Source organism: Exiguobacterium sp. PvP048, from assembly GCF_040549175.1.
Lineage (GTDB): Bacteria > Bacillota > Bacilli > Exiguobacteriales > Exiguobacteriaceae > Exiguobacterium_A > Exiguobacterium_A artemiae.
Genome location: NZ_JBEPSU010000010.1, coordinates 36,611 through 56,961, shown reverse-complemented (window position 1 = coordinate 56,961; position 20,351 = coordinate 36,611). Strand labels below are relative to the sequence as shown.

Genomic DNA, 20,351 nt, shown 5'->3' with positions numbered 1-20,351 from the left:
GAAATCCTGTTCATAGATCACCATTCAACATTATTTCAGTGACGTCACGATACCCATCATCTGGTCCGATGTCGTCAGGGCTTTTGAATTAAACTGGTACGCCCGCTGAATCTGCGTCAGGTTCGTCATCTCCGTCGCCATATCGACATTCGAGGTCTCAAGCGTTCCGACCGTCAACGGATTTCCCGTCGCATTTTGGTATTGTCCTGCCGTCGTATAGAGACCGCCTCCGACATCGGTCAATTCCCCGTGGTTCGGAATATCGGCGACACCGATCCGGGCGAGGACACGTCGTTCCCTGTTCAAGACGCCGGTGATGTTGCCATCTTTGTTCAGTTCGATCGACGTCGCATCGTCCGGGAATGTAATCGGTTCGTTCGCCTGATTGATGACCGATCGTCCGGCATCATCTGTCAACAGGACTTGTCCGTTTGCCTGCGGAGACAATTCAAAATTACCGTCACGTGTAAACTTCGTCACGCCGTCCGCATCAATCACACCAAAGAAATGGTGCGGATTGCTGAGCGCCGCGTCGAGCTTACGTCCGGTATTTTGGAACGTCCCGGTTGCGAAACGCGTTGCTTCATTAGCGACGTATCCGCCGACACCAAGGCGCAGACCAGCAGGTGTCGTCAACGGTCCCGCCGTCAGTCCGGCCGGTTGATTATTCAAGTTACGCACGAGCAGTTCATTGAACTGGGAATCCCGCCGTTTGTAGCCGTTCGTATTGGCATTCGCCAAGTTATGTCCGGTCGTATCGAGTTGCTTTTGGAGCTGAGCCATCGTACTGGCGGATGTATAAAGTGATTGCATGAACTTCCTCCTTGATTAACGGACGCGTCCGATTTCCGAGACTGCTTTTTCCGCCGTCCGGTCATAGGCCTGGATGACTTTCTGATTGGCTTCGAACTGGCGAAGACCGGCGTTCATCTCCGTCATCGTCTGTTCGACTTCGACATTTCCGAGCTCAAGTACCCCTTGATCGACTTTGACGGCACCGGCATTCAACGGATCCACCGATCGGAACAGACCATTTCCGGTCCGCTCAAGCGTTTCCGGCTGATTCGTGACGACCAGACCGAGGTTGCCGATGGCTTGACCGTTTCCGTCCGTGACAGCACCATCCGCACTGACGACGAAATCTTCGTTGACGACGTTCAGCGGCTGACCGTCGTCACCGAGGACAAGATCATTTTCCGTCGTCCGGAGCAGACCGTCCTGTCCGACGGCGAACTGACCGTTCGTCGTATAGAGTGTTTCCTCTTCGCCGGTCGCAGGATCCGCATGCCGGATCGCAAACAGGGCTGCTCCTTCAGGCGAGCTGATTTGAAGATCCGTCGCGTTACCCGTCTCTGTAATCGAGCCGAGCGCAAAGTTCGGTGTCGCCGCCTGCATGAAGACACCCGTCGCGAGTTTCCCGACTGTCCCGCGGGAACGGACACCGGATTGTTCATTGACGCCCGACTGCTGAATCATCATCTCAGGAAAGGTCCGGAGGGACGCCTGATCGGCCCGGAAGCCTGGCGTCCGGGCGTTGGCCAGGTTATTGCTTAACATCTCTTGCTGCCGTTGTAACGCCTGCATCGCACCAGACGCCGTATACATTCCTCGTAACATATGTGTTGGCTCCTCATTGACTTATTGTTCAATTCTGTTCCTTAAGTATATCGGTCAATTTTTTAGAAATTCGATGTTTTTTTCAAAATAAGGGAATGAATCGCGTAGATGAATCGAAAGGCCTACCCCATTCGTTCAAAAACATTTGCTTATTTTTCAACAGACATGATATGTCTAAATCCCATAAATTGTTATAATCAAGTTATAACGACACTAAATGAGGTGAGATCATGCCCTTCTTCAAAAAGAAGAACACAGAATCCTTCATCAACGGCTCCCTGGATTTTAAACAACTGGTCGATGCAACCCACTTTCTCGAAAATCATCCGGATGCGGTCTATACCTTGAATCTAGAAGGTCAAATCGTCTCTTACAATCAAAAACTGTCCCTGCTGCTCGGATATGGCGGAAAAAAGCTCCACCACCAGCACTTCAGCGAATTCATCACATCCGCTGAAGCCAAGCGGATTGCTCCGCTCAAACAACGGGCTTTGACCGGGGAAACCGTCCATTTCACAGCAGAAGTCACCCATCATGATGGACATCTCTTAACGATGAACGTCACGAATATTCCGATCTATCAAAATCATGTCATCATCGGCGTCTACGGTATCGCCCGGGACATCACCCAACATGTTCAACTACGGCTCCAACATACCCGGCTGTCGGCAAAAGAACAATTGACGGCGTCACTTCCCGGACTCGCTTTTTTAGAGTACGAAACGAAACAGGATCGTCTCGCGTTGTCTGCTCATTTTGCCTCGTTGCTGGATCTCTCGCAACACCGGCTCGCTTCACTCGATTACGGGGAGTTTTTACTGGAAATCCATCCGGAGGACCGGTCCCGGTTTAAAACCTTTCTGACACTCCTGCGGACAGGAGAACCAGCTGTCTCCGGTTCATTTCGGATGAATCAAACACGCGACTATACACAAGATGTGACTTGTCAGGGACTCCGCTCGGAAGACGGCAACCAGGAGCTGTTCAGTTTCCTGTTTCAGGCCGTCGCGAAACCGGCTGCGGAACATGGGTCAGACCGGGCAATCCAACCAGAGGAAATCCGGAAGCTCTCTTTATATGATGAAGTGACCGGACTGCCGAACCGGACACTGTTCCTCGAAGAAGTCGAGCACCTGATCCGGACCGATCATCCGTTTACGATTCTATCGATTGATTTCAATCAGTTGCATCAGATCAATGAACAGATTGGCTACGATATCGGTGATCAATGGTTGCGACAGACGAGTCATTACTTAGCGGAAAAATTGCCGGATCTCTATTGTGCCCGGCTTGCCGGCGATCATTACGCTGCCTTGTCGACGGAACCATTCGACGAAGTCGCCCTGAAAGAGACATGTCTCCATTTATTGACGCTGAACACGATGCGTTTTCAGATTGAAGGCTACGAACTGGCGGCTGAACTGGCAATCGGTCTCAGTCCGTTCCAACATGATGAAACGACGGCTACGGAGCTGTTGCATACGGCCAACCGTGCCTTGTCCCGTGCCAAGCTGAAGATACAGCCCTCTTATGAGTTTTATACGTCACAGCTCGATCTTGAAATCTATCGCCGCCATCAGCTCGAACAAAGTCTGCGTCATGCGATCGAACAGGATGAACTGTTTCTTGAATACCAACCAAAGGTCGACATTTGGAGCGGACAGATTTTAGCGTGCGAAGCGTTGATTCGCTGGGATCATCCTGAATGGGGTCGCATTCCCCCACAAGACTTCATCCCTTTGTCGGAGGAAGGTCATTGTTATCTGCCGATCGGCGAATGGGTGCTCGATGCCGTCTGTCAGACGATCCAGTCCCTCTTGCAACAACGTGTTCCGGTCGTCCCGATTTCAATCAATCTCTCTTCCAATCAACTGCTTCACCGGGATTTCCTCCAGACGATCCGTACGTGCCTGCACCGCTATCAGGTCCCGGCACGGTACTTGCAACTCGAGCTTCAGGAAAGCATCCTGTTGCACGAAAGCGAGTTCGTCAAAGAGACGTTACAGCAACTCCATCAGTTAGGAATCCAATTGATCCTCGACGGTTACGGCAGCGGGGTTTCTTCCCTCAGCAGCCTCCGGAGTTATCCGATCAGCAGTCTGAAACTCGACCGGTCGTTCGTCGCTCAACTGGAGGAAGATGACCGGTCCGTCCCGCTCATCAAAAGCATCGTCTACCTGGCGAAAGAATTTCAGCTGTCGGTCGTCGCCGAGGGCATCGAGACGCTTCAGCAGCTCGATCAGTTCCGGGATTTTGAATGCCACGCCGTTCAGGGTTACCTGTTCAGCCGTCCCGTCGGTATCGAAGCGTTACGTCTGCATTTGAAACAGGGTGTCCTGCAACCGGTCGAATCGATGAAGAAGTCACCGAAAAAACCATTGCCGTCCCTGCACGGACTCATCTCGATCACACGGTTGAACGGAAAGGATGTCAACGTCGGAGCCTCCCCGGTTCTCATCACCCGCAGTACGAACCGCTCCGTTCATTTTTATGCGTCGATCCGCTTGCCGGTCGACCATCAAATCGAACTGTCGCTTCAATTGATGGATATCGTCCATCCGAAAACACTGATTGAACCGCTCGCCGTGACCGAACTCGATAACGGACTGTTCCATTATTCGGCTGACTATAAAATCCGCGCTCAGTCGGGACAAATCATGAAGGCGCTCGAAACATCCGAGCAATTGAAGCTGGATGAATTCTTCCTGTTATCCTGATGTTGCTACATCAAAAAGGCTGTTCCGATGAAAATCGAAACAGCCTTTTTCCTATGCATCATGAATGTTTTTTACTGAGGACAGCCGTTTGCGTCCGTTCGAGCACCGCGTTCGTGATGACAATCAGACCGGTGAACAGGAACAACGCTTCAAAACCGAAGTGACCGGCAATCTGACCACCCGCCAGTGGTCCGAGGAAATTCCCCATGAACTGGGCCGACTGGTTATATCCGAAGATCCGACCAGACGCATTCGCCGGCGTGTGTTTTCGGAGCAGCGCCTGGACCGACGGCATCAAAGCGGCAGTCGCAAAGCCGATGCCCATCCGTAAGATGATCAATTGGCTCGTATCCGTCACAAACGCTTGCGGAATCAGGAAGGCGGCGAAAATCAGTAATGCGAAGAACAAGACACGTTCCGCCCCGATTTTATCCGACAGCCGACCGAGCCGCTGGGCGGCAATCAAGGCCGCAATCCCGGGAGCCGACGCGACGATTCCGGATAACAGGGCTAATCGTTCCGTACCGGGACTGAGTTCCCGAACGTACAGCGATAGAATCGGACTAATTGATTGAGCCGCGAACTGAATCAAAAACGTCGTCAGGAAGAGGCTTAAAATCAGTTCCGGATGACGTAACGACTGGATGATTTGTTTCGCTGACGCCATCTGCTTCGTCTGCAGCGGCACGAATTCTTCTTTGACGAAGAAATACGTGACGAGGAACGTCAGGAAGAGCGGAATGCTCGTAAAGAGAAAAACGGGTCGAAGCCCAATCATATCGGCAAGGAATCCTCCAATCAGAGGTCCGAGTAATCCACCGGCAATCCCACCGGTCGATAATGTACCGAGCGCCCAGCCACTTTTCTCTTTTGGGGTTTGTGACGCAATCAGGGTGATTCCGGCAGAGATGAATCCGGAGACAGCTCCCATGACGAGTCGTAAGAACACGAGTTGGTACACATCTTGAACGAAGCTGATTAAGAACATGACGATTGACATACCGAGGCTTGCCCGCAGTAACATCAATTTCCGGCCTTTTTTATCGGCCAAACGTCCCCAAATCGGTGAGACGATTGCTGCGACGAGGAACGTTGCACCAAACGCTACGCCGGACCAGGTCGTGATTTCCTGGCGTCCGTTGACACCAAGTTCTTCAATGAATAAGGGCAAAAACGGTAAGACTAAACTTAACGCAGCAGCAGTCAAAAAACTACCGATCCAAACAACGACTAAATTTCGTTTCCACAATGGCATTGTGGCATCACTTCCTTTTTAATGGTAATTCCGTTTCAATTCAACAACTTCTAATATACACTTCACAAAATGAAATGTCTAGGATTTGAACTGATTCTCAGGACTCCCGGACTATTGCCTTATATCCAAGATGCACCGGACGACCGATAATAAGATAACTTAAGTAATGGGAGTGAACGATATGAAACGCTTCATTATCAGTCTGATTTGTCTTACGATGGCTGCGACGCTTCTGCCTGCCAGAACCGAAGCGGCCGTCACCGTCACGCGTCATACCGTGATGTGGTCAATTCCTGAAGCGAAACAAATTTCAACGAAAGTCACACAGCTGGCAAACAGACAGATGAAACGTGTCTACCTGCATGTCGCTGTCGAGGGTGACCGAACTCTCTACCGCACATTCGTTGAAAAAGCCCATCTTGCCGGAATCGAAGTCTATTTCCTGTTCGGCCAGCCCGCATGGATTACAAATGAAGGGACGACGAACCGGCCGAACGTCGAAGATCCGTTAGCCTGGATCAACGTGTACCTGCAAGAAACAATGGAACGTCCCGATGGCATCAGCGTCGATCTCGAACCTTATGCCTTACCGGCCTGGGAAACGGATCAAGCGTCTGTCATCGCCTCTTACCAACGCCTGTTGACAGCTTTTCATGATGTCAGCACAGCACAACAGCTCCCGTTGCAACTGTTTCTGCCGTTTTGGTTCCATACCGTGCCGGATGCTTCCGGGCAACCGCTCAGCGAATGGGCAATGGAACTGGCCGATGAAGTCACCTTGATGAGTTACCGGACCGTCTACGGCGGCGGAAACGGTCTTGCCGCGATTACGATGACCGATGCACTTTACGCCGCCAGTCATCAACATCGTCTGTCGTATGCTCTCGAATTCACGGAACTGCCGGACACGCCAAGTATCACGTTTTACGGACAGACGCGGACGGCGCTTAAACAACTCGTCAATCAGACGATGAACAGTTCCCTGCCGCCAAGCGCGATCGTCTATCATGATTTTGATGCGTATCAGGCCTTCATGCGCAGTACGCAATAATTAACTGACCGTCACCTCTATCGTGCATAAAAAGATACGAATCGGTTTTGAATCATCAAAATTTGCATGGCAATGGCCGATCATCCTGTCAACAGATAGGATGATCGGCCATTTTTGATTGATGGAGGACGGAAACGAAATCCTCGACTCCTATGGGAAAAGGAAGCGTGATTTACGCTTCCGTCAGGAATAGGTAAGACCCGGCATGACCGCATGGAGTGCGGGATGCCGCGGCTTACCTTCCGCCCATGGAAAGCGAGGATGGCGGAGACGTCCGACACAAGCATTCATTCGGATTATTTCCCTAAATGATCCAGCATGATCCCTGTCCCGCGTGCAACGCATAACATCGGATCTTCTGCAATGAGGACCGGCAGTCCGAGCTCTTTCGCCAGCAACTGGTCGATGCCGTCAAGCAATGCTCCGCCACCTGTCAGGATAATTCCGCGGTCGATGATGTCTGCCGCCAGTTCCGGTGGTGTTTTCTCGAGGACCCGTTTTGTCGCTTCGACGATTTCCATTGCGGCTTCCGCCAATGCTTCATGCATCTCCTGCGATGAAATCGTGATGTTGTCCGGGAGACCTGTCACGAGATTCCGGCCACGAATGTCCATCTCTTCCTGGCGCCCCTCGTCTGAAACGGTCGCGACCGTCATCTTGACGTTTTGAGCTGTCCGTTCCCCGATAATCAATTTATGATTGTCCTTGATCGCACGAATGATATCATGATCAAACCGGTCTCCGGCGACTTTGATCGTTTCACCGCAGACGATATCGCCCATCGACAAGACCGCGACATCTGTTGTCCCGCCACCGATATCAATGACCATGTGTCCGGCCGGCATCCAGATATCCATACCCGCTCCGACGGCGGCGACTTTTGGTTCTACTTCGAGGAAAACGGTTTTCGCGCCTGATTTTTCACCTGCTTGACGAATCGCTTTCGCTTCGACCGTCGTGATGCTGGCCGGTGTACAAATCAACATCCGGACCCCGCCGAACATACTCCGGACTTCAATTTTATCGATGAAGTGACGTAACATCGCTTCCGTCATCTCGAAATCAGCGATGACCCCATCGCGTAATGGACGGATGGCGACGATGTTTCCCGGTGTCCGGCCGACCATTTGGTGGGCTTCCGTTCCGACCGCATGAATTTTGCCTGTTAATTTATCAATAGCGACGACTGACGGCTCGTCGAGTACGATTCCCTTACCTTTTACGTGAATGACGACATTCGCCGTCCCTAAGTCAATTCCGATATCCTTTGTCAAAAACATCTCGCGTGATCTCCTTTGTCCACTGGCTATTATTCCAAAATTTAGAACGTCGTTTGGACGTCTAACCCATTTATGTATACATACCTTTCAATTCTAGCACAGGGAAACAAAAAGAGACGACTTTCTTTTTGAGAAAGTCGTCAAGAATGTATTGGAATGAAATGATAGCTTAAAGCTTCGTCGCCGCCGTCTCTTCGATGGCCACTGTTTCTTCCGTGATGCGTTCGACATCTGCGCCGAGTGCTTGTAATTTAAGATGGAAATCAACGTATCCACGATCGATGTGATGCAAGGCACCAACACGTGTTTCGCCTTCTGCAATCAATCCTGCCGTCACAAGTGCTGCCCCTGAACGAAGGTCCGTTGAAAGGACTTCTGCGCCTTGAAGCTGGATGCCGCCTGTGATGATCGATGAACGTCCTTCGATCTTGATGTCAGCGTTCATACGACGGAATTCTTCGACGTGCATGAAACGGTTTTCGAAGACTGTTTCCGTGATGACAGAAGTACCTTCTGCTTTTAAGACCAACGCCATCATTTGCGCTTGAACGTCTGTCGGGAAACCAGGGTGTGGCATCGTCTTGACATCAATCGCAACGAGTTTCTTCGGTCCGACGACACGAAGTCCTTCTTCTGTATCCGAGATTTTAACACCCATCTCTTCCATTTTCGAAATCAATGGACGGAGGTGTTCACGCTCGGCACCGATGACTTCAACGTCACCTTCCGTGATTGCAGCTGCAATCATGAATGTACCGGCTTCGATGCGGTCTGGAATGACATAGTGGTTGCCGCCGTGAAGTTTTTCAACACCTTCGATGCGAATCGTCTCTGTACCGGCACCGCGGACTTTTGCGCCCATTGCGTTGAGGAAGTTTGCGAGATCGACGATTTCCGGTTCTTTCGCGACGTTTTCGATGACTGTCGTACCTTCAGCAAGTGTCGCTGCCATCATGATGTTTTCTGTTGCACCGACTGACGGGAAGTCGAGGTAGATTTTTGCACCTTGCAGACGACCGTCAACGTGTGCTTCAACGAATCCGTTGCCGATGATTGTTTTCGCGCCCATCGCTTCGAATCCTTTTAAGTGAAGATCGATTGGACGTGAACCAATCGCACAGCCACCCGGCATGGCGACACGTGCACGACCGAGACGCGCAAGGAGTGGTCCCATGACAAGAATTGACGCACGCATCTTCCGAACGTATTCAAGTGGTGCTTCGTCTTTCAATTCTGCTTCTGCATTGACCGAGACTGTGTTTGCTTCAGCATCGAATGTTACTTCTGCGTTCAGGTTCCGTAAGACGTTATTGATGGTATAGACGTCTGCCAGACGGGGAACGTTCTGAAGGACCGATGTACCTTCTGAAGCCAGCAATGTTGCGACCAATGTTTTCAAGACTGCGTTTTTTGCACCTTCTACTTTTACCGTTCCAGCTAATTTACGTCCGCCACGGACAACGATTTTTTCCATTACTCATACTCCTCTGCTTTCGTTTCTGTTCTATTATGTTCAATTCGCGATTGGTGTGCATCATAGTTGAAGACCAACGCATGATAGAAGAGAAACACCCTATAGTTAATCTCTCATTCCAAATCCAACACGACTTTTCAGCTTGACAATGGTTACGTTTCTTCATTATAAGAATACTATCCTGTTCCATACTAAATCAGATTGATGATTTAGGGTTTACAACGAAGTTACAAGTTCACCCGACTAAGAACTGGAGACGCTGTGCGAATCCTGAATAGTCGAGCAAAAAGCGGGCGATCAGCGAACCGAGCGCCACGGCAAGCAACACACGTAAGACAACAGCCTGCGGTCCTTTCGGATGTTGCAGGAACTTCTCCCACTTGACCGGAAGGAGTGACCACCAGGCGAAGACAATCGCCGTTAAATAAACGAGCATACTGATTAATGCACTTAAACCGATTGACGTCACTGCTACTGCACCTCTTCTGTTAAGGTTTTTCCAACCTTACCATGATTTCATACAATGAATGATTGCGCAAACAAAAAGGCACAAGATAATTTATTTTAGCGTATAAAATATATTATGAAAAGAGTATTATGGAAAATTCCACATAATAAGATTGAAAAATGTGTGAAGAGGACACATATATGTCCTTTTACTTTTTTTAGCGTTGTTAAACCTGAATCATCCAACAGATTTGTGAAAGCGGTTGTCCTGCAGGAAATCATTGACCTCTCCTCAAAAAAAAGACCCGGCTTCCATGACGGAAACCGGGTCTTTTAACTTGGATCAATCGCGACCGTACTCTTTTAGGTTGAGACGGTTGATTGCGCGTTTCAATGAAAGCTCAGCGCGTTTGAACTCAAGATCTGATAATTTCGTGTCCTGGAGGCGACGTTCTGCCCGGACTTTCGCAGCCGAGGCACGGTCGTAATCGACCTTGTCCGCTGCTTCAGCCGTTTCAGCAAGAACCGTCACTGTATCCTGGCGCACTTCCATAAAGCCACCGCTGATAGCGATCAACGTGCGTCCGCCATCTTCGTGGCGCAACTTCAAGATGCTGATGTCGAGTGGTGTTACGAGCGGTACGTGGTGCGGGAGAACCCCGATCTCACCAGATATCGTTTTCGCGACGACCATACGAACATTCCCATCATACACTTCGCCATCCGGGGTGACGATATTGACATGAAGTGTGTTCATCTCAAGTCCCCCTTATGCTTTGTCACTTAGACAAGCGTCTTCGCTTTTTCAATCGCATCTTCGATCGGACCGACGAGACGGAATGCTTCTTCCGTCAAATCATCATGTTTCCCACCGAGGATTTCTTTGAAGCCGCGGATCGTGTCCTTAACTGGGACGTACGATCCTTTTTGTCCTGTGAACTGCTCAGCTACGTGGAAGTTCTGCGACAAGAAGAACTGGATACGACGCGCACGGTGTACAGTCAATTTGTCTTCTTCAGACAACTCGTCCATACCGAGGATCGCGATGATATCTTGAAGTTCTTTGTAACGCTGAAGTGTTTCCTGAACTTGACGAGCTACACCGTAATGCTCTTCGCCGACGATTTCCGGTGAAAGGGCACGTGAAGTCGAAGCAAGTGGATCCACGGCAGGATAGATACCCATCTCAGAGAGACGGCGCTCAAGGTTCGTCGTTGCATCCAAGTGGGCAAACGTCGTTGCAGGAGCCGGGTCAGTATAGTCATCGGCTGGTACATAAACCGCTTGGATCGATGTAACCGAACCTTTGTTTGTTGACGTGATACGCTCTTGAAGCATACCCATCTCTGTCGCAAGTGTCGGCTGGTAACCAACGGCAGACGGCATACGACCGAGAAGGGCCGATACCTCTGAACCTGCTTGTGTGTAACGGAAGATGTTATCAACGAAGAGAAGAACGTCTTGTCCCTGCTCATCACGGAAGTATTCTGCCATTGTCAAACCAGTCAAGGCAACACGAAGACGTGCGCCCGGCGGCTCGTTCATCTGACCGAAGACCATCGCTGTTTGTTTGATAACGCCTGAATCCGTCATCTCGTGGTACAAGTCATTACCTTCACGCGTCCGCTCACCAACACCTGCGAATACCGAGATACCGCTGTGCTCTTGGGCGATGTTGTTGATCAATTCCTGGATGAGGACGGTCTTACCTACACCAGCACCACCGAAGAGACCAATCTTACCACCCTTGATGTAAGGAGCGAGTAAGTCAACGACTTTAATTCCTGTTTCGAGGATTTCAACTTTTGTTGAAAGGTTATCAAACGTCGGTGCTTTTTTGTGGATCGGAAGACGTTCCACGCTTGCATCAAGTTCTTTTTCATCAATTGGGTTACCGAGTACGTTGAAGACGCGACCAAGCGTTGCTTCTCCGACAGGTACCGAGATTGGAGCACCAGTGTCCAGTACTTCCACTCCGCGGCGTACACCATCCGTAGAATCCATCGCAATGGTACGGACGACGTCGTCACCAAGGTGCAAGGCGACCTCAAGCGTTAAGTCGATAGCCACTTCTTCTACTGTTTGCGGCGTATATTGAATACGAAGCGCGTTGTAGATGTTCGGCAAGTGTCCGTCGAACTTAACGTCGATGACAGGTCCCATGACCGCGACGACGCGGCCTTTTAAACCGAGTTCGTTCATCGTGTTTCCTCCTAGCTATCATTACGCCGAGTGGATTACTGCTGCGCAGCGGCTCCACTGACGATCTCTGTGATTTCTTGCGTGATTGCAGCTTGTCGAGCCCGGTTGTAGACGAGAGTCAATCGACCGATCAAGTCATCTGCGTTATCTGTCGCACTTTGCATTGCTGTCATACGTGACGCATGTTCTGCTACTTTCGCGTCAAGAAGCGCACCGAAAATCAAGCTCTCCGCATAACGCGGAAGGAGTTCAGCCAGGATTTGTTCCTCGCTTGGCTCGTACTCATAAGTCGTCGAAGACGAAGCTTCGATTTCTCCGAGCGGGAGAAGGGTTTCGACTTTCACTTCCTGGCTGATGACAGACATGAAGTGGTTGTAGCACAGCTTGAGTTCGTCGATTTCGCCGAGCGTGAACGCACTCACTGTACGCTTCACGATTTCTGCGACATCGACATACGAAGGAGAATCGTTTAGTCCTGTGATCGCATCCGTGACCGTGATTCCGCGTGAACGGAAGAACTGGACACCGACTTTACCGACCACGAACAAGACGTAACTGTCCGTAGTATGCTTTTCATTGATTTCCCGGTAGACTTCACGCAGCACGTTGGCGTTATATGCACCAGCTAAGCCGCGATCCGATGTGATGACGATATAGCCTGTCTTTTTGACAGGACGTTTTTCGAGCATCGGATGGCTAGCACCTGTCGTGCCATTCGCAATGGTTCCGAGCACTTCCTGCATTTTCAGCATGTAAGGCTGGAACTTCGCGCTATGTGCTTGAGCGCGGTTCAGTTTCGACGCCGAAACCATGTTCATCGCTTTCGTGATCTGTTTCGTACTTTTCGTCGAGTTGATCCGCATTTGTATCTCGCGCAACGATGCCATTTCGATTCACCACCTTGTTAGTATCAAGAGTGTTCCGCCGAGCCTAAGAGCAAGGTCTTAGACTGTCGGTTGGAACGTTTTCTTAAATTCTGAGATTGCAGTAACGATTTCTTCGTCAGCTGGAAGGTTACCTGTTTTACGGATCTCGTCGCAAAGTTGTTTGCGATTTTGATCGAGCCAAAGGTTGAGTTCCTTTTCAAAACGACGAATATCTGAAACGGCAACATCATCAAGGTGACCACGAGTCAAGGCATAGATGATGATGACTTGCTTATCGACAGTCAACGGTTGGTTGAGATCCTGTTTCAGAACCTCTACTGTCCGCTCACCACGGTTAAGCTTCGATTGTGTCGCTTTATCAAGGTCAGATCCGAACTGTGAAAAGGCTTCAAGCTCACGGTAAGAAGCGAGGTCAAGACGGAGCGTACCCGCAACCTTCTTCATCGCTTTTACTTGAGCCGAACCACCTACACGCGATACCGAGAGACCCGGGTTGATCGCTGGACGGACACCTGAGAAGAAGAGATCCGATTGAAGGAAGATTTGACCATCCGTGATCGAGATAACGTTTGTCGGGATGTAAGCCGAGATATCCGACGCTTGTGTCTCGATGAACGGAAGTGCTGTTAAGCTACCTGCGCCAAGTCCGTCGTTCAATTTCGCTGCACGCTCAAGGAGACGTGAGTGAAGGTAGAAGACATCACCCGGGTAGGCTTCGCGGCCTGGTGGACGCTTCAGAAGAAGCGAAAGCTCACGGTATGCCGCTGCTTGTTTTGAAAGATCATCATAGATGACAAGAACGTGCTTGCCGAGATCCATGAAGTGTTCACCCATCGCTACACCAGCGAATGGTGCGAGGTAAAGAAGTGGCGCCGGCTGTGAAGCTGCTGCCGAAACGACGATTGTGTAATCGAGTGCACCGTTTTTACGGAGTGTTTCAACAACACCACGGACTGTTGATTCTTTTTGTCCGATTGCGACGTAGATACAAATCATGTTTTCTTCTTTTTGGTTGATGATCGTATCGATGGCGATCGACGTTTTACCCGTCTGACGGTCACCGATGATCAACTCACGTTGTCCGCGGCCGATTGGAACGAGGGCATCGATTGCCTTGATTCCCGTCTGAAGCGGTTCGTGAACCGATTTACGTGCCATGACACCAGAAGCTTTACGCTCGATTGGGTTATAGTGTTCTGTTTCGATTGGACCAAGACCATCGATTGGCATACCGAGCGGGTTAACGACACGTCCGAGGAGTGCGTCTCCAGTTGGTACTTCCATGATGCGGCCCGTACGGCGAACAGAGTCGCCTTCTTTGATTTCAAGGTAGTCACCAAGAATGATGATACCGACGTTGCCTTCTTCTAAGTTTTGCGCCAAGCCCATTGTGCCGTTAGCGAATTCTACGAGCTCTCCCGACATGACGTTGTCGAGTCCGTGTGCACGAGCGATACCATCACCGATTTGGATGACTGTACCTGTCTCGTTCACTTCCATCGTAGAACCGTACTGCGCGATACGCGCTTTAAGCAGGGCGCTGATTTCTTCAGCTCTAATGCTCATGCGTTTCACCCCTATTTTCTTACGCTTTTAACAGCTCACGCTCAAGTCGCGTTAGTTTCGTTTCGATCGTGCCATCATATGTCGTGTAACCGATTTGAACACGAAGTCCGCCGATTACGTTCGTATCAACAACATTTTCTACTTCAAGCGTTTTACCTGATTTTTGGCCAAACGTTTCCTTCACGTTCGTGAGTTCTTCGTCTGACAGTTTGTATGCACTTGTCACGATTGCTGTCGCAACGTTACGGTGCTCATTCAACAACGCGATGAAATGCTCTGGTAATGACAATACTTCCGATGCCCGGTCGTTTTCGACCATGACGAGGATTGTATTCAAGACAATCGTATTGAAGCCTGTGAAGCTCGTCTGAAGGACTTGCTTCAGCTCTTCTGCAGAAATCGATGGGTTTTCTAACACCGATGCGAGCTCTGGTGTTGCGTGGAGCACTTCGCCGAGCGTTCGCACATCAGCTTCTGCTTGGTCGAGCACATGATGCTCAAGTGCAAGATCGAAGAGCGCTTTTGCGTAGCGTCCCGCTACGTGGTCACGCATTAGTTCGTGCCCTTAGTATCAGCGAGGAATTGATCGACGAGTGCACGTTGTGCCGCTTCGTCTGTCGCCAGCTGTGTTTTCATGACGTGGCGTGCTGCAGCGATTGCTTGAAGAGCAACATCGTTCTTCAAAGCAGCTTGTGCTTCAGCGCGTTCACGTTCGATTGCACGGCGAGCTTCTTCCTTGCTCAATTCTGTTTCGACACGTGCCTGCTCCATCGCACGTGCTTGTTCTGCCTCAGCTTGACGGCGTGATGCTTCTAACAGGTCACGTGCTTCCGTACGTGCCTTGTTGAGTTCTGCTTGTTGTTGTTCTACGTAGACTTCAGCGTCTTTCCGGCTTTTCTCAGCCGAATTGATCTCGCTAGCCACATGCTCTTCCCGCGCTTTCATCATGTTGACGAGCGGGCCCCATGCGAATTTCTTCAAGAGGATGAGGAGCAAGAGGAAAACGACGATCGTGACGATCATATTGGCGAGAAGAAGATGGTTGCTTTCTGCAACTCCTTCAGCCGCACGATACGTGAGATTCATTCGATTACACTCCCCTCGTGGTTGGTCCTACTTCTAGTATCTACATAAGGGAGCCGTAGCCCCCATGACGGTTCACTCTAATGGAACGAATAACGCCCTATGTAGCTCAGTTCTTCGTGCGTAAAATGAAATACGGATTAAGAGTTGAGAAGAAGGAAACCGACCGCTACACCGATGATTGGAAGTGCCTCAACGAGACCGATACCGATGAACATTGTTTGACGAAGTTCGTTTTTGAGTTCTGGCTGACGTGCTTGTCCTAATACTGTACCGTTTACGATAAGACCGTTACCGATACCTGCGCCGAGTGCGCCGAGTCCGATGATGATCGCTGTTGCAATAAGTTCCATTATGAATTGCCTCCCTAGATTGTGTTCGAAATTTGGTCGTGCGATTATCGGAAAAGCAGATGCTTTACCTTCGAATTAATGGTCGTGCGCTGCCTTATGCCCGATGTAAACCATCGTTAAGATAAGGAAGATATACGCTTGGATTGCTCCGATGAAGAGTGAGAATCCTTGCCAGATCAACATTGGGATCGCTGACAGAATAGCACCGACTGGTCCGAGGAATTGGAAATCGTTCGTTCCAGAGACGATACCGATCGAAAGAATGATACCAATCATGATTTCACCCGCGAAGATGTTACCGTAAAGACGAAGACCGAGAGTCAACGTGTTTGCGAATTCCTCGATGATGGTAATAATAAACATCGGCGTCATAAACGTTTTCGCATACGAGCCGAAGCCGCGCATTTTCACACCGTAATAATGGCTCATGACCACTACCATAGATGAAAGTGCAAGTGTCACATACGGATCTGCAGTTGGTGAGTTGAACCAAATGTAGTGACCCGTCACAACGTTAAAGGGAAGACCCATTAAGTTGGACACGATGATGAACAGGAACAGTGTCATTCCGAAAGTTAGGAAGCGACCCCCTGTTTTCCAGTCCATCGTGCTGCTGATGATTCCGCGAACGAACTCGAGGAACATCTCCATCACGTTTTGAGCACCGGTCGGCTTCATCACAAGACGTCGCGTACCGGCCACGGCAATCAGGAAAACGAGAGCAGCTGCAATCAGCACTGTGATCAAGTTTGTCCAGCTACCGTACAGAACGAAGTCGCCCCAGAGTGGGATTTCGTAAAGTGGCATTTCGTGGTTCATTTGATTATTCACCTCTTTTCCCGCTTAAGTTCGTGAGTAAAATACTCACAAAATTGTATGACGTGGCCGGCGAGAAGGCCTATTACCACCGCAGTTAATGACAATTCGGCTTCATACTTCAAGCCGATCATCACACAGAGTACCGCGACCGCCATGCGTGATACGGTCCCTCGAGACATCGGCTTGCGCCCACGCTCGATTACACGATACATTCGATCGACGCTTAATCGTTGCAGCGTCAAGATCATGAAGCTACCTGCCCCACCCAGTGCCAGTCCATAAATCACCGGATCACTCGGATAACCGACAAGTAACAGGACAGCAAGGATTCCATAATAGAGTCCGAACCATCGTAAGTACGCACGATACAACGCATCTTGAAGGATGATATTCATGTCTTGTCTCCTAACAAGTGCCTGATCATTGCGATCATGCAAAGAATTCCGATGAAAATCCCGATGAACACTGCAAACGTCGCACCCATCTTTTGCCACCAATCCTGCTGTTCCCCATAGTTCCCAACAAGAAAGCCGATGACGATCGGTGCGGCTAGTGCCGTCGAAATTTGCGAGGCCATGACCATACTCGTCGCGAGCCCTTTTTGGCGCACTAGAGACGACCCCCTTTTCCCAGTTGTGAGTTCTTTTTCTTTCCCACAATTTTCGGATTTTCATACTAGTCAAGAATACAATGAGAACCATTTCATAGTCAAATGAATTCACAATTAAAATGGAGCCGTAAAACCATTGTATATCAACAATTGATAAGGTTTTCACAGAGGTGTCCCGTGCCACTCTTTTCACGAAGATGTGAAGAAAATATGTAGTATTATCAACGTTTATCGAGATGGTTCACTAGGTGAACAAAATCCTTGAACAGTAACGTTATATCGTGTTCTGAAATGAGAAACAAGTCACCTAAATCTGATTTGTGTCGATTTTGTGAAAAAACATTTTTCGTTCACATTTGTAAACGCTTCCTTTATGGGACGGTTTATCCCCTCTGACATCTGTTTGTAACAAAGCGGATGCGCGGTTTCCAATTCGTTCCGTGTGTCCCTTATCACAGCTTAAAAATTCACGGATGACTTTCTATTTTCAAGTTCATGATGCGGCTCTTTTTTTTATGAAAATCATACATTTAGTTCTTCCACCTCAGTCATGGTCTGCTGTTTTTTTACTCGTCTCCCGCGATTTGAAAACCATTGCCTACATATGGTAAAAAGAAGTGATATGAACAAACCAAAAGGATGTGAACCTTATGGAAACCGAACGCTTTCGTGTTCAGTGCGGGGATTGCTTCGGACTTTGTTGTACAGCCCTCGCATTTTCCGCTTCAAGCGATTTTGGTCACGACAAACCGGAAGCGACGCCTTGCCGGAATTTAGACAATGAGTACCGCTGCCGGATTCACGACCGGCTGCGCCCGAGCGGCTATAAAGGATGCACCGTCTATGACTGCTTCGGTGCCGGTCAACAGATTTCGCAGGTGACATTCCAAGGGATTTACGATGAAACGACGAAACCTGTCATGTACGCCCTCTATCCGAAGATGGTCCATTTGCAGGAAATGATGTGGTACCTGACGGACGGCATCCGACCGGTCACCCGTAAGATTCACCCGTTGCTCGAGGACAAGCTGTCTGAACTCGATGCCCTGACCCGCTCTTCTCCGGACGAACTGGCGGCACTCGATCTTGATCAAGTCCGGGCAACCGTTCTACCGCTTCTTTCTCAGATTGAAGAACTGGTTCAAACGCCGGTCGCCGAAACAGGCAAACGTTCGCTTCCCCGCGACTGGATCGGGAAAAATCTTGCCGGACAGGATTTCTCCGGCTTAAGCGTCCGCGGTCAGTTTTTGCTTGCGACGAACTTATCGAACAGCCGATTACGCGGCGTCAACTTCCTCGGTGCCGACCTGCGGGACTGTCAGTTGGCGGGAGCTGATTTGACCGACGCGTTGTTTTTGACACAGGCGCAGGTCAATGCGGCACAAGGTGACGCGAAGACACGTTTGCCGGAACGGTTGCTCCGCCCGTCGCACTGGGCGTAACGTGGTATTCATCATTGTCTACTAGAAGTGCCTTCCTTATCGCAAATAACGTATCATTCTATCGTGACAGTTCCGTCCTCTTCCTCATGCGCTTTCCGCAGGCGAGACACAAGCCAGCTTTCCTGCCCTGTAGTCAGGAAACCGGGTCTCGTTTGTCTCTGACAGCGCAAAAAAAACGCGCTTTTTCCTGCAGGAGTCGCATGAAACGAGGACGTTCACGTGGATTGTGTACACATCGTTCGTACGTTTATTTTTACAACAGATGATTCTGTTATAGTCCATAAAAGGACCGGTGCCGCCGTTTATGACGGTAGCACCGGTCCTTTTGCTGTATGTCTACACTTTCGTCAGTTCTCGACTTTAAACGGCTCAAACGCCGCATCCTGATTAAAGTGTTTCAGAATCGCCGCCGCAATCCGTTCGGAGGCATGACCGTCTCCGTACGGATTCGAAGCCTGTGCCATTTCCTTATACGCCGCTTCATCTTCGAGCAATTCGCTCGCGAGACGGTAAATCGTTTCTTCATCCGTTCCGGCCAGCTTCAACGTTCCCGCTTTGACGCCTTCCGGACGTTCCGTCGTATCGCGTAAGACAAGAACCGGCACACCGAGTGACGGGGCTTCTTCCTGAACGCCGCCGGAATCCGTCAAAATGAGATGCGCCCGACTTGCAAAGTTATGGAAGTCAAAGACATCGAGCGGCGGAATCAAGGTGATCCGGTCGTGTCCTCCAAAGACCTCGTTCGCAGCTTCCTGAACGACAGGATTCAAGTGGACGGGATAGACGACATGAATATCCGGATGATCGTCGACGAGACGCCGGATCGCCCGGAACATCTGATGCATCTTCGCACCTAAGTTTTCCCGCCGGTGCGCCGTCATCAGGACAAGTCGTTTCGAACCGATCTGTTCGAGAACAGGATGGACATAATCCGGTTGGACCGTCGTTTGCAGGGCATCGATCGCCGTGTTTCCGGTCACGAAAACACCCGCATGTCTGTTTTCTGACGCCAGATTCGAAGCCGCCTGATCGGTCGGTGCAAAATGAAGATCGGCCAGCGTCGAGGTCAGTTGCCGGTTCACCTCTTCCGGAAATGGTGAGTATTTATTGTATGTCCGAAGTCCCGCTTCGACATGTCCCACGGCGATTTGATTATAGTAGGCGGCGAGACTGCCGACGAATGTCGTCGTCGTGTCACCGTGGACTAGGACTAGATCCGGTTTAACTTCCTTCATGACGGCATCGAGTCCCTCGAGACCGCGTGTCGTGATATCGACCAGCGTCTGTCGTGCTTTCATGATGTTCAAGTCATGATCAGGCGTAATCTCGAACAGCGCCAAGACTTGATCAAGCATCTCCCGGTGCTGGGCCGTGATCGTGACATGGACCTCAAACGCAGGATTGTTCTTTAAGACGTTAACGAGCGGTGCCATTTTGATGGCTTCCGGTCGTGTGCCGAAAATCGGCATGACTTTGATGGGCATACGGACTTCCTCCTTCTTGCTTCTGTTTTCATTAAAACATATTCCATGTCACGTGCGCAGTGCA

General features: G+C 50.1%; 20 protein-coding genes. 3 read left to right on the top strand and 17 right to left on the bottom strand.

What is annotated here, in order from left to right; all coding sequences use genetic code 11:
* Positions 1-30: 30 nt before the first annotated feature.
* The gene (locus ABIC15_RS13995) at positions 31-813 is read right to left on the bottom strand and encodes a flagellar hook-basal body protein (protein WP_354020970.1); all 783 of its coding nucleotides are present in this window, start codon (positions 811-813) and stop codon (positions 31-33) included.
* 15 nt (positions 814-828) lie between these two features.
* Positions 829-1,617 (bottom strand): flagellar hook-basal body protein, encoded by a 789-nt coding sequence (locus tag ABIC15_RS13990; RefSeq protein ID WP_354020969.1) that lies wholly within the window; start codon positions 1,615-1,617, stop codon positions 829-831.
* Between the two features lie 230 nt (positions 1,618-1,847).
* Between ABIC15_RS13990 and ABIC15_RS13985 the strand changes: the two genes are divergently transcribed.
* Positions 1,848-4,334: an EAL domain-containing protein gene (locus ABIC15_RS13985; protein ID WP_354020968.1), complete on the top strand. Its 2,487-nt coding sequence runs from the start codon at positions 1,848-1,850 to the stop codon at positions 4,332-4,334.
* A gap of 58 nt (positions 4,335-4,392) precedes the next feature.
* Here the strand turns inward: ABIC15_RS13985 and ABIC15_RS13980 are convergent, their stop codons facing one another.
* Entirely contained in the window at positions 4,393-5,589 is a 1,197-nt protein-coding gene (locus ABIC15_RS13980) for a multidrug efflux MFS transporter (protein ID WP_114597340.1), read from the bottom strand.
* A 181-nt stretch (positions 5,590-5,770) separates the two neighbouring features.
* On the opposite strand from ABIC15_RS13980, the gene ABIC15_RS13975 reads away from it, so the two are divergent.
* On the top strand, positions 5,771-6,640 hold the full coding sequence (locus ABIC15_RS13975) for a hypothetical protein (protein WP_354020967.1): 870 nt from the start codon (positions 5,771-5,773) through the stop codon (positions 6,638-6,640).
* A gap of 296 nt (positions 6,641-6,936) precedes the next feature.
* Here ABIC15_RS13975 and mreB read toward each other — a convergent pair whose 3' ends face one another.
* The 13 genes from mreB to ABIC15_RS13910 all read right to left on the bottom strand — a co-directional run bounded on the left by mreB (position 6,937) and on the right by ABIC15_RS13910 (position 17,361).
* Positions 6,937-7,920 (bottom strand): rod shape-determining protein MreB, encoded by a 984-nt coding sequence (gene mreB / locus ABIC15_RS13970; RefSeq protein WP_354020966.1) that lies wholly within the window; start codon positions 7,918-7,920, stop codon positions 6,937-6,939.
* 169 nt (positions 7,921-8,089) lie between these two features.
* On the bottom strand, positions 8,090-9,394 hold the full coding sequence (murA, locus tag ABIC15_RS13965; RefSeq protein WP_114597338.1) for a UDP-N-acetylglucosamine 1-carboxyvinyltransferase: 1,305 nt from the start codon (positions 9,392-9,394) through the stop codon (positions 8,090-8,092).
* 235 nt (positions 9,395-9,629) lie between these two features.
* A complete protein-coding gene (locus tag ABIC15_RS13960; protein WP_114597337.1) occupies positions 9,630-9,863 on the bottom strand; it encodes a DUF1146 family protein in 234 nt (77 codons plus the stop codon).
* A 321-nt stretch (positions 9,864-10,184) separates the two neighbouring features.
* Positions 10,185-10,598 carry a F0F1 ATP synthase subunit epsilon gene (locus ABIC15_RS13955; protein ID WP_114597336.1) on the bottom strand — a complete coding sequence of 138 codons (414 nt, stop codon included), beginning with the start codon at positions 10,596-10,598 and terminating at the stop codon, positions 10,185-10,187.
* Positions 10,599-10,624: 26 nt separating this feature from the next.
* The gene (gene atpD / locus ABIC15_RS13950) at positions 10,625-12,043 is read right to left on the bottom strand and encodes a F0F1 ATP synthase subunit beta (protein ID WP_012371540.1); all 1,419 of its coding nucleotides are present in this window, start codon (positions 12,041-12,043) and stop codon (positions 10,625-10,627) included.
* 35 nt (positions 12,044-12,078) lie between these two features.
* Positions 12,079-12,930 carry an ATP synthase F1 subunit gamma gene (gene atpG, locus ABIC15_RS13945; protein ID WP_012371541.1) on the bottom strand — a complete coding sequence of 284 codons (852 nt, stop codon included), beginning with the start codon at positions 12,928-12,930 and terminating at the stop codon, positions 12,079-12,081.
* A 57-nt stretch (positions 12,931-12,987) separates the two neighbouring features.
* Positions 12,988-14,496 (bottom strand): F0F1 ATP synthase subunit alpha, encoded by a 1,509-nt coding sequence (gene atpA / locus ABIC15_RS13940; RefSeq protein WP_012371542.1) that lies wholly within the window; start codon positions 14,494-14,496, stop codon positions 12,988-12,990.
* 19 nt (positions 14,497-14,515) lie between these two features.
* Complete coding sequence (locus tag ABIC15_RS13935; RefSeq protein WP_012371543.1) at positions 14,516-15,049, bottom strand: F0F1 ATP synthase subunit delta; 534 nt, start codon at positions 15,047-15,049, stop codon at positions 14,516-14,518.
* Positions 15,049-15,582, bottom strand: a complete 534-nt coding sequence (atpF, locus tag ABIC15_RS13930) for a F0F1 ATP synthase subunit B (RefSeq protein WP_012371544.1) — start codon at positions 15,580-15,582, stop codon at positions 15,049-15,051. The genes ABIC15_RS13935 and atpF overlap by 1 nt, the downstream gene beginning before the upstream one ends.
* A 137-nt stretch (positions 15,583-15,719) precedes the next feature.
* Positions 15,720-15,932, bottom strand: coding sequence for a F0F1 ATP synthase subunit C (gene atpE / locus ABIC15_RS13925; protein ID WP_012371545.1), 213 nt, complete (start codon positions 15,930-15,932; stop codon positions 15,720-15,722).
* Between the two features lie 75 nt (positions 15,933-16,007).
* Positions 16,008-16,751: a F0F1 ATP synthase subunit A gene (gene atpB, locus ABIC15_RS13920; RefSeq protein ID WP_012371546.1), complete on the bottom strand. Its 744-nt coding sequence runs from the start codon at positions 16,749-16,751 to the stop codon at positions 16,008-16,010.
* Between the two features lie 8 nt (positions 16,752-16,759).
* Complete coding sequence (locus tag ABIC15_RS13915; RefSeq protein WP_012371547.1) at positions 16,760-17,146, bottom strand: ATP synthase subunit I; 387 nt, start codon at positions 17,144-17,146, stop codon at positions 16,760-16,762.
* Complete coding sequence (locus ABIC15_RS13910) at positions 17,143-17,361, bottom strand: AtpZ/AtpI family protein (protein WP_012371548.1); 219 nt, start codon at positions 17,359-17,361, stop codon at positions 17,143-17,145. The genes ABIC15_RS13915 and ABIC15_RS13910 overlap by 4 nt, the downstream gene beginning before the upstream one ends.
* A gap of 650 nt (positions 17,362-18,011) precedes the next feature.
* Between ABIC15_RS13910 and ABIC15_RS13905 the strand changes: the two genes are divergently transcribed.
* Complete coding sequence (locus ABIC15_RS13905; protein ID WP_354020965.1) at positions 18,012-18,803, top strand: pentapeptide repeat-containing protein; 792 nt, start codon at positions 18,012-18,014, stop codon at positions 18,801-18,803.
* A 347-nt stretch (positions 18,804-19,150) separates the two neighbouring features.
* Here the strand turns inward: ABIC15_RS13905 and wecB are convergent, their stop codons facing one another.
* The gene (gene wecB, locus ABIC15_RS13900) at positions 19,151-20,287 is read right to left on the bottom strand and encodes a non-hydrolyzing UDP-N-acetylglucosamine 2-epimerase (protein ID WP_354020964.1); all 1,137 of its coding nucleotides are present in this window, start codon (positions 20,285-20,287) and stop codon (positions 19,151-19,153) included.
* Positions 20,288-20,351 lie beyond the last annotated feature (64 nt).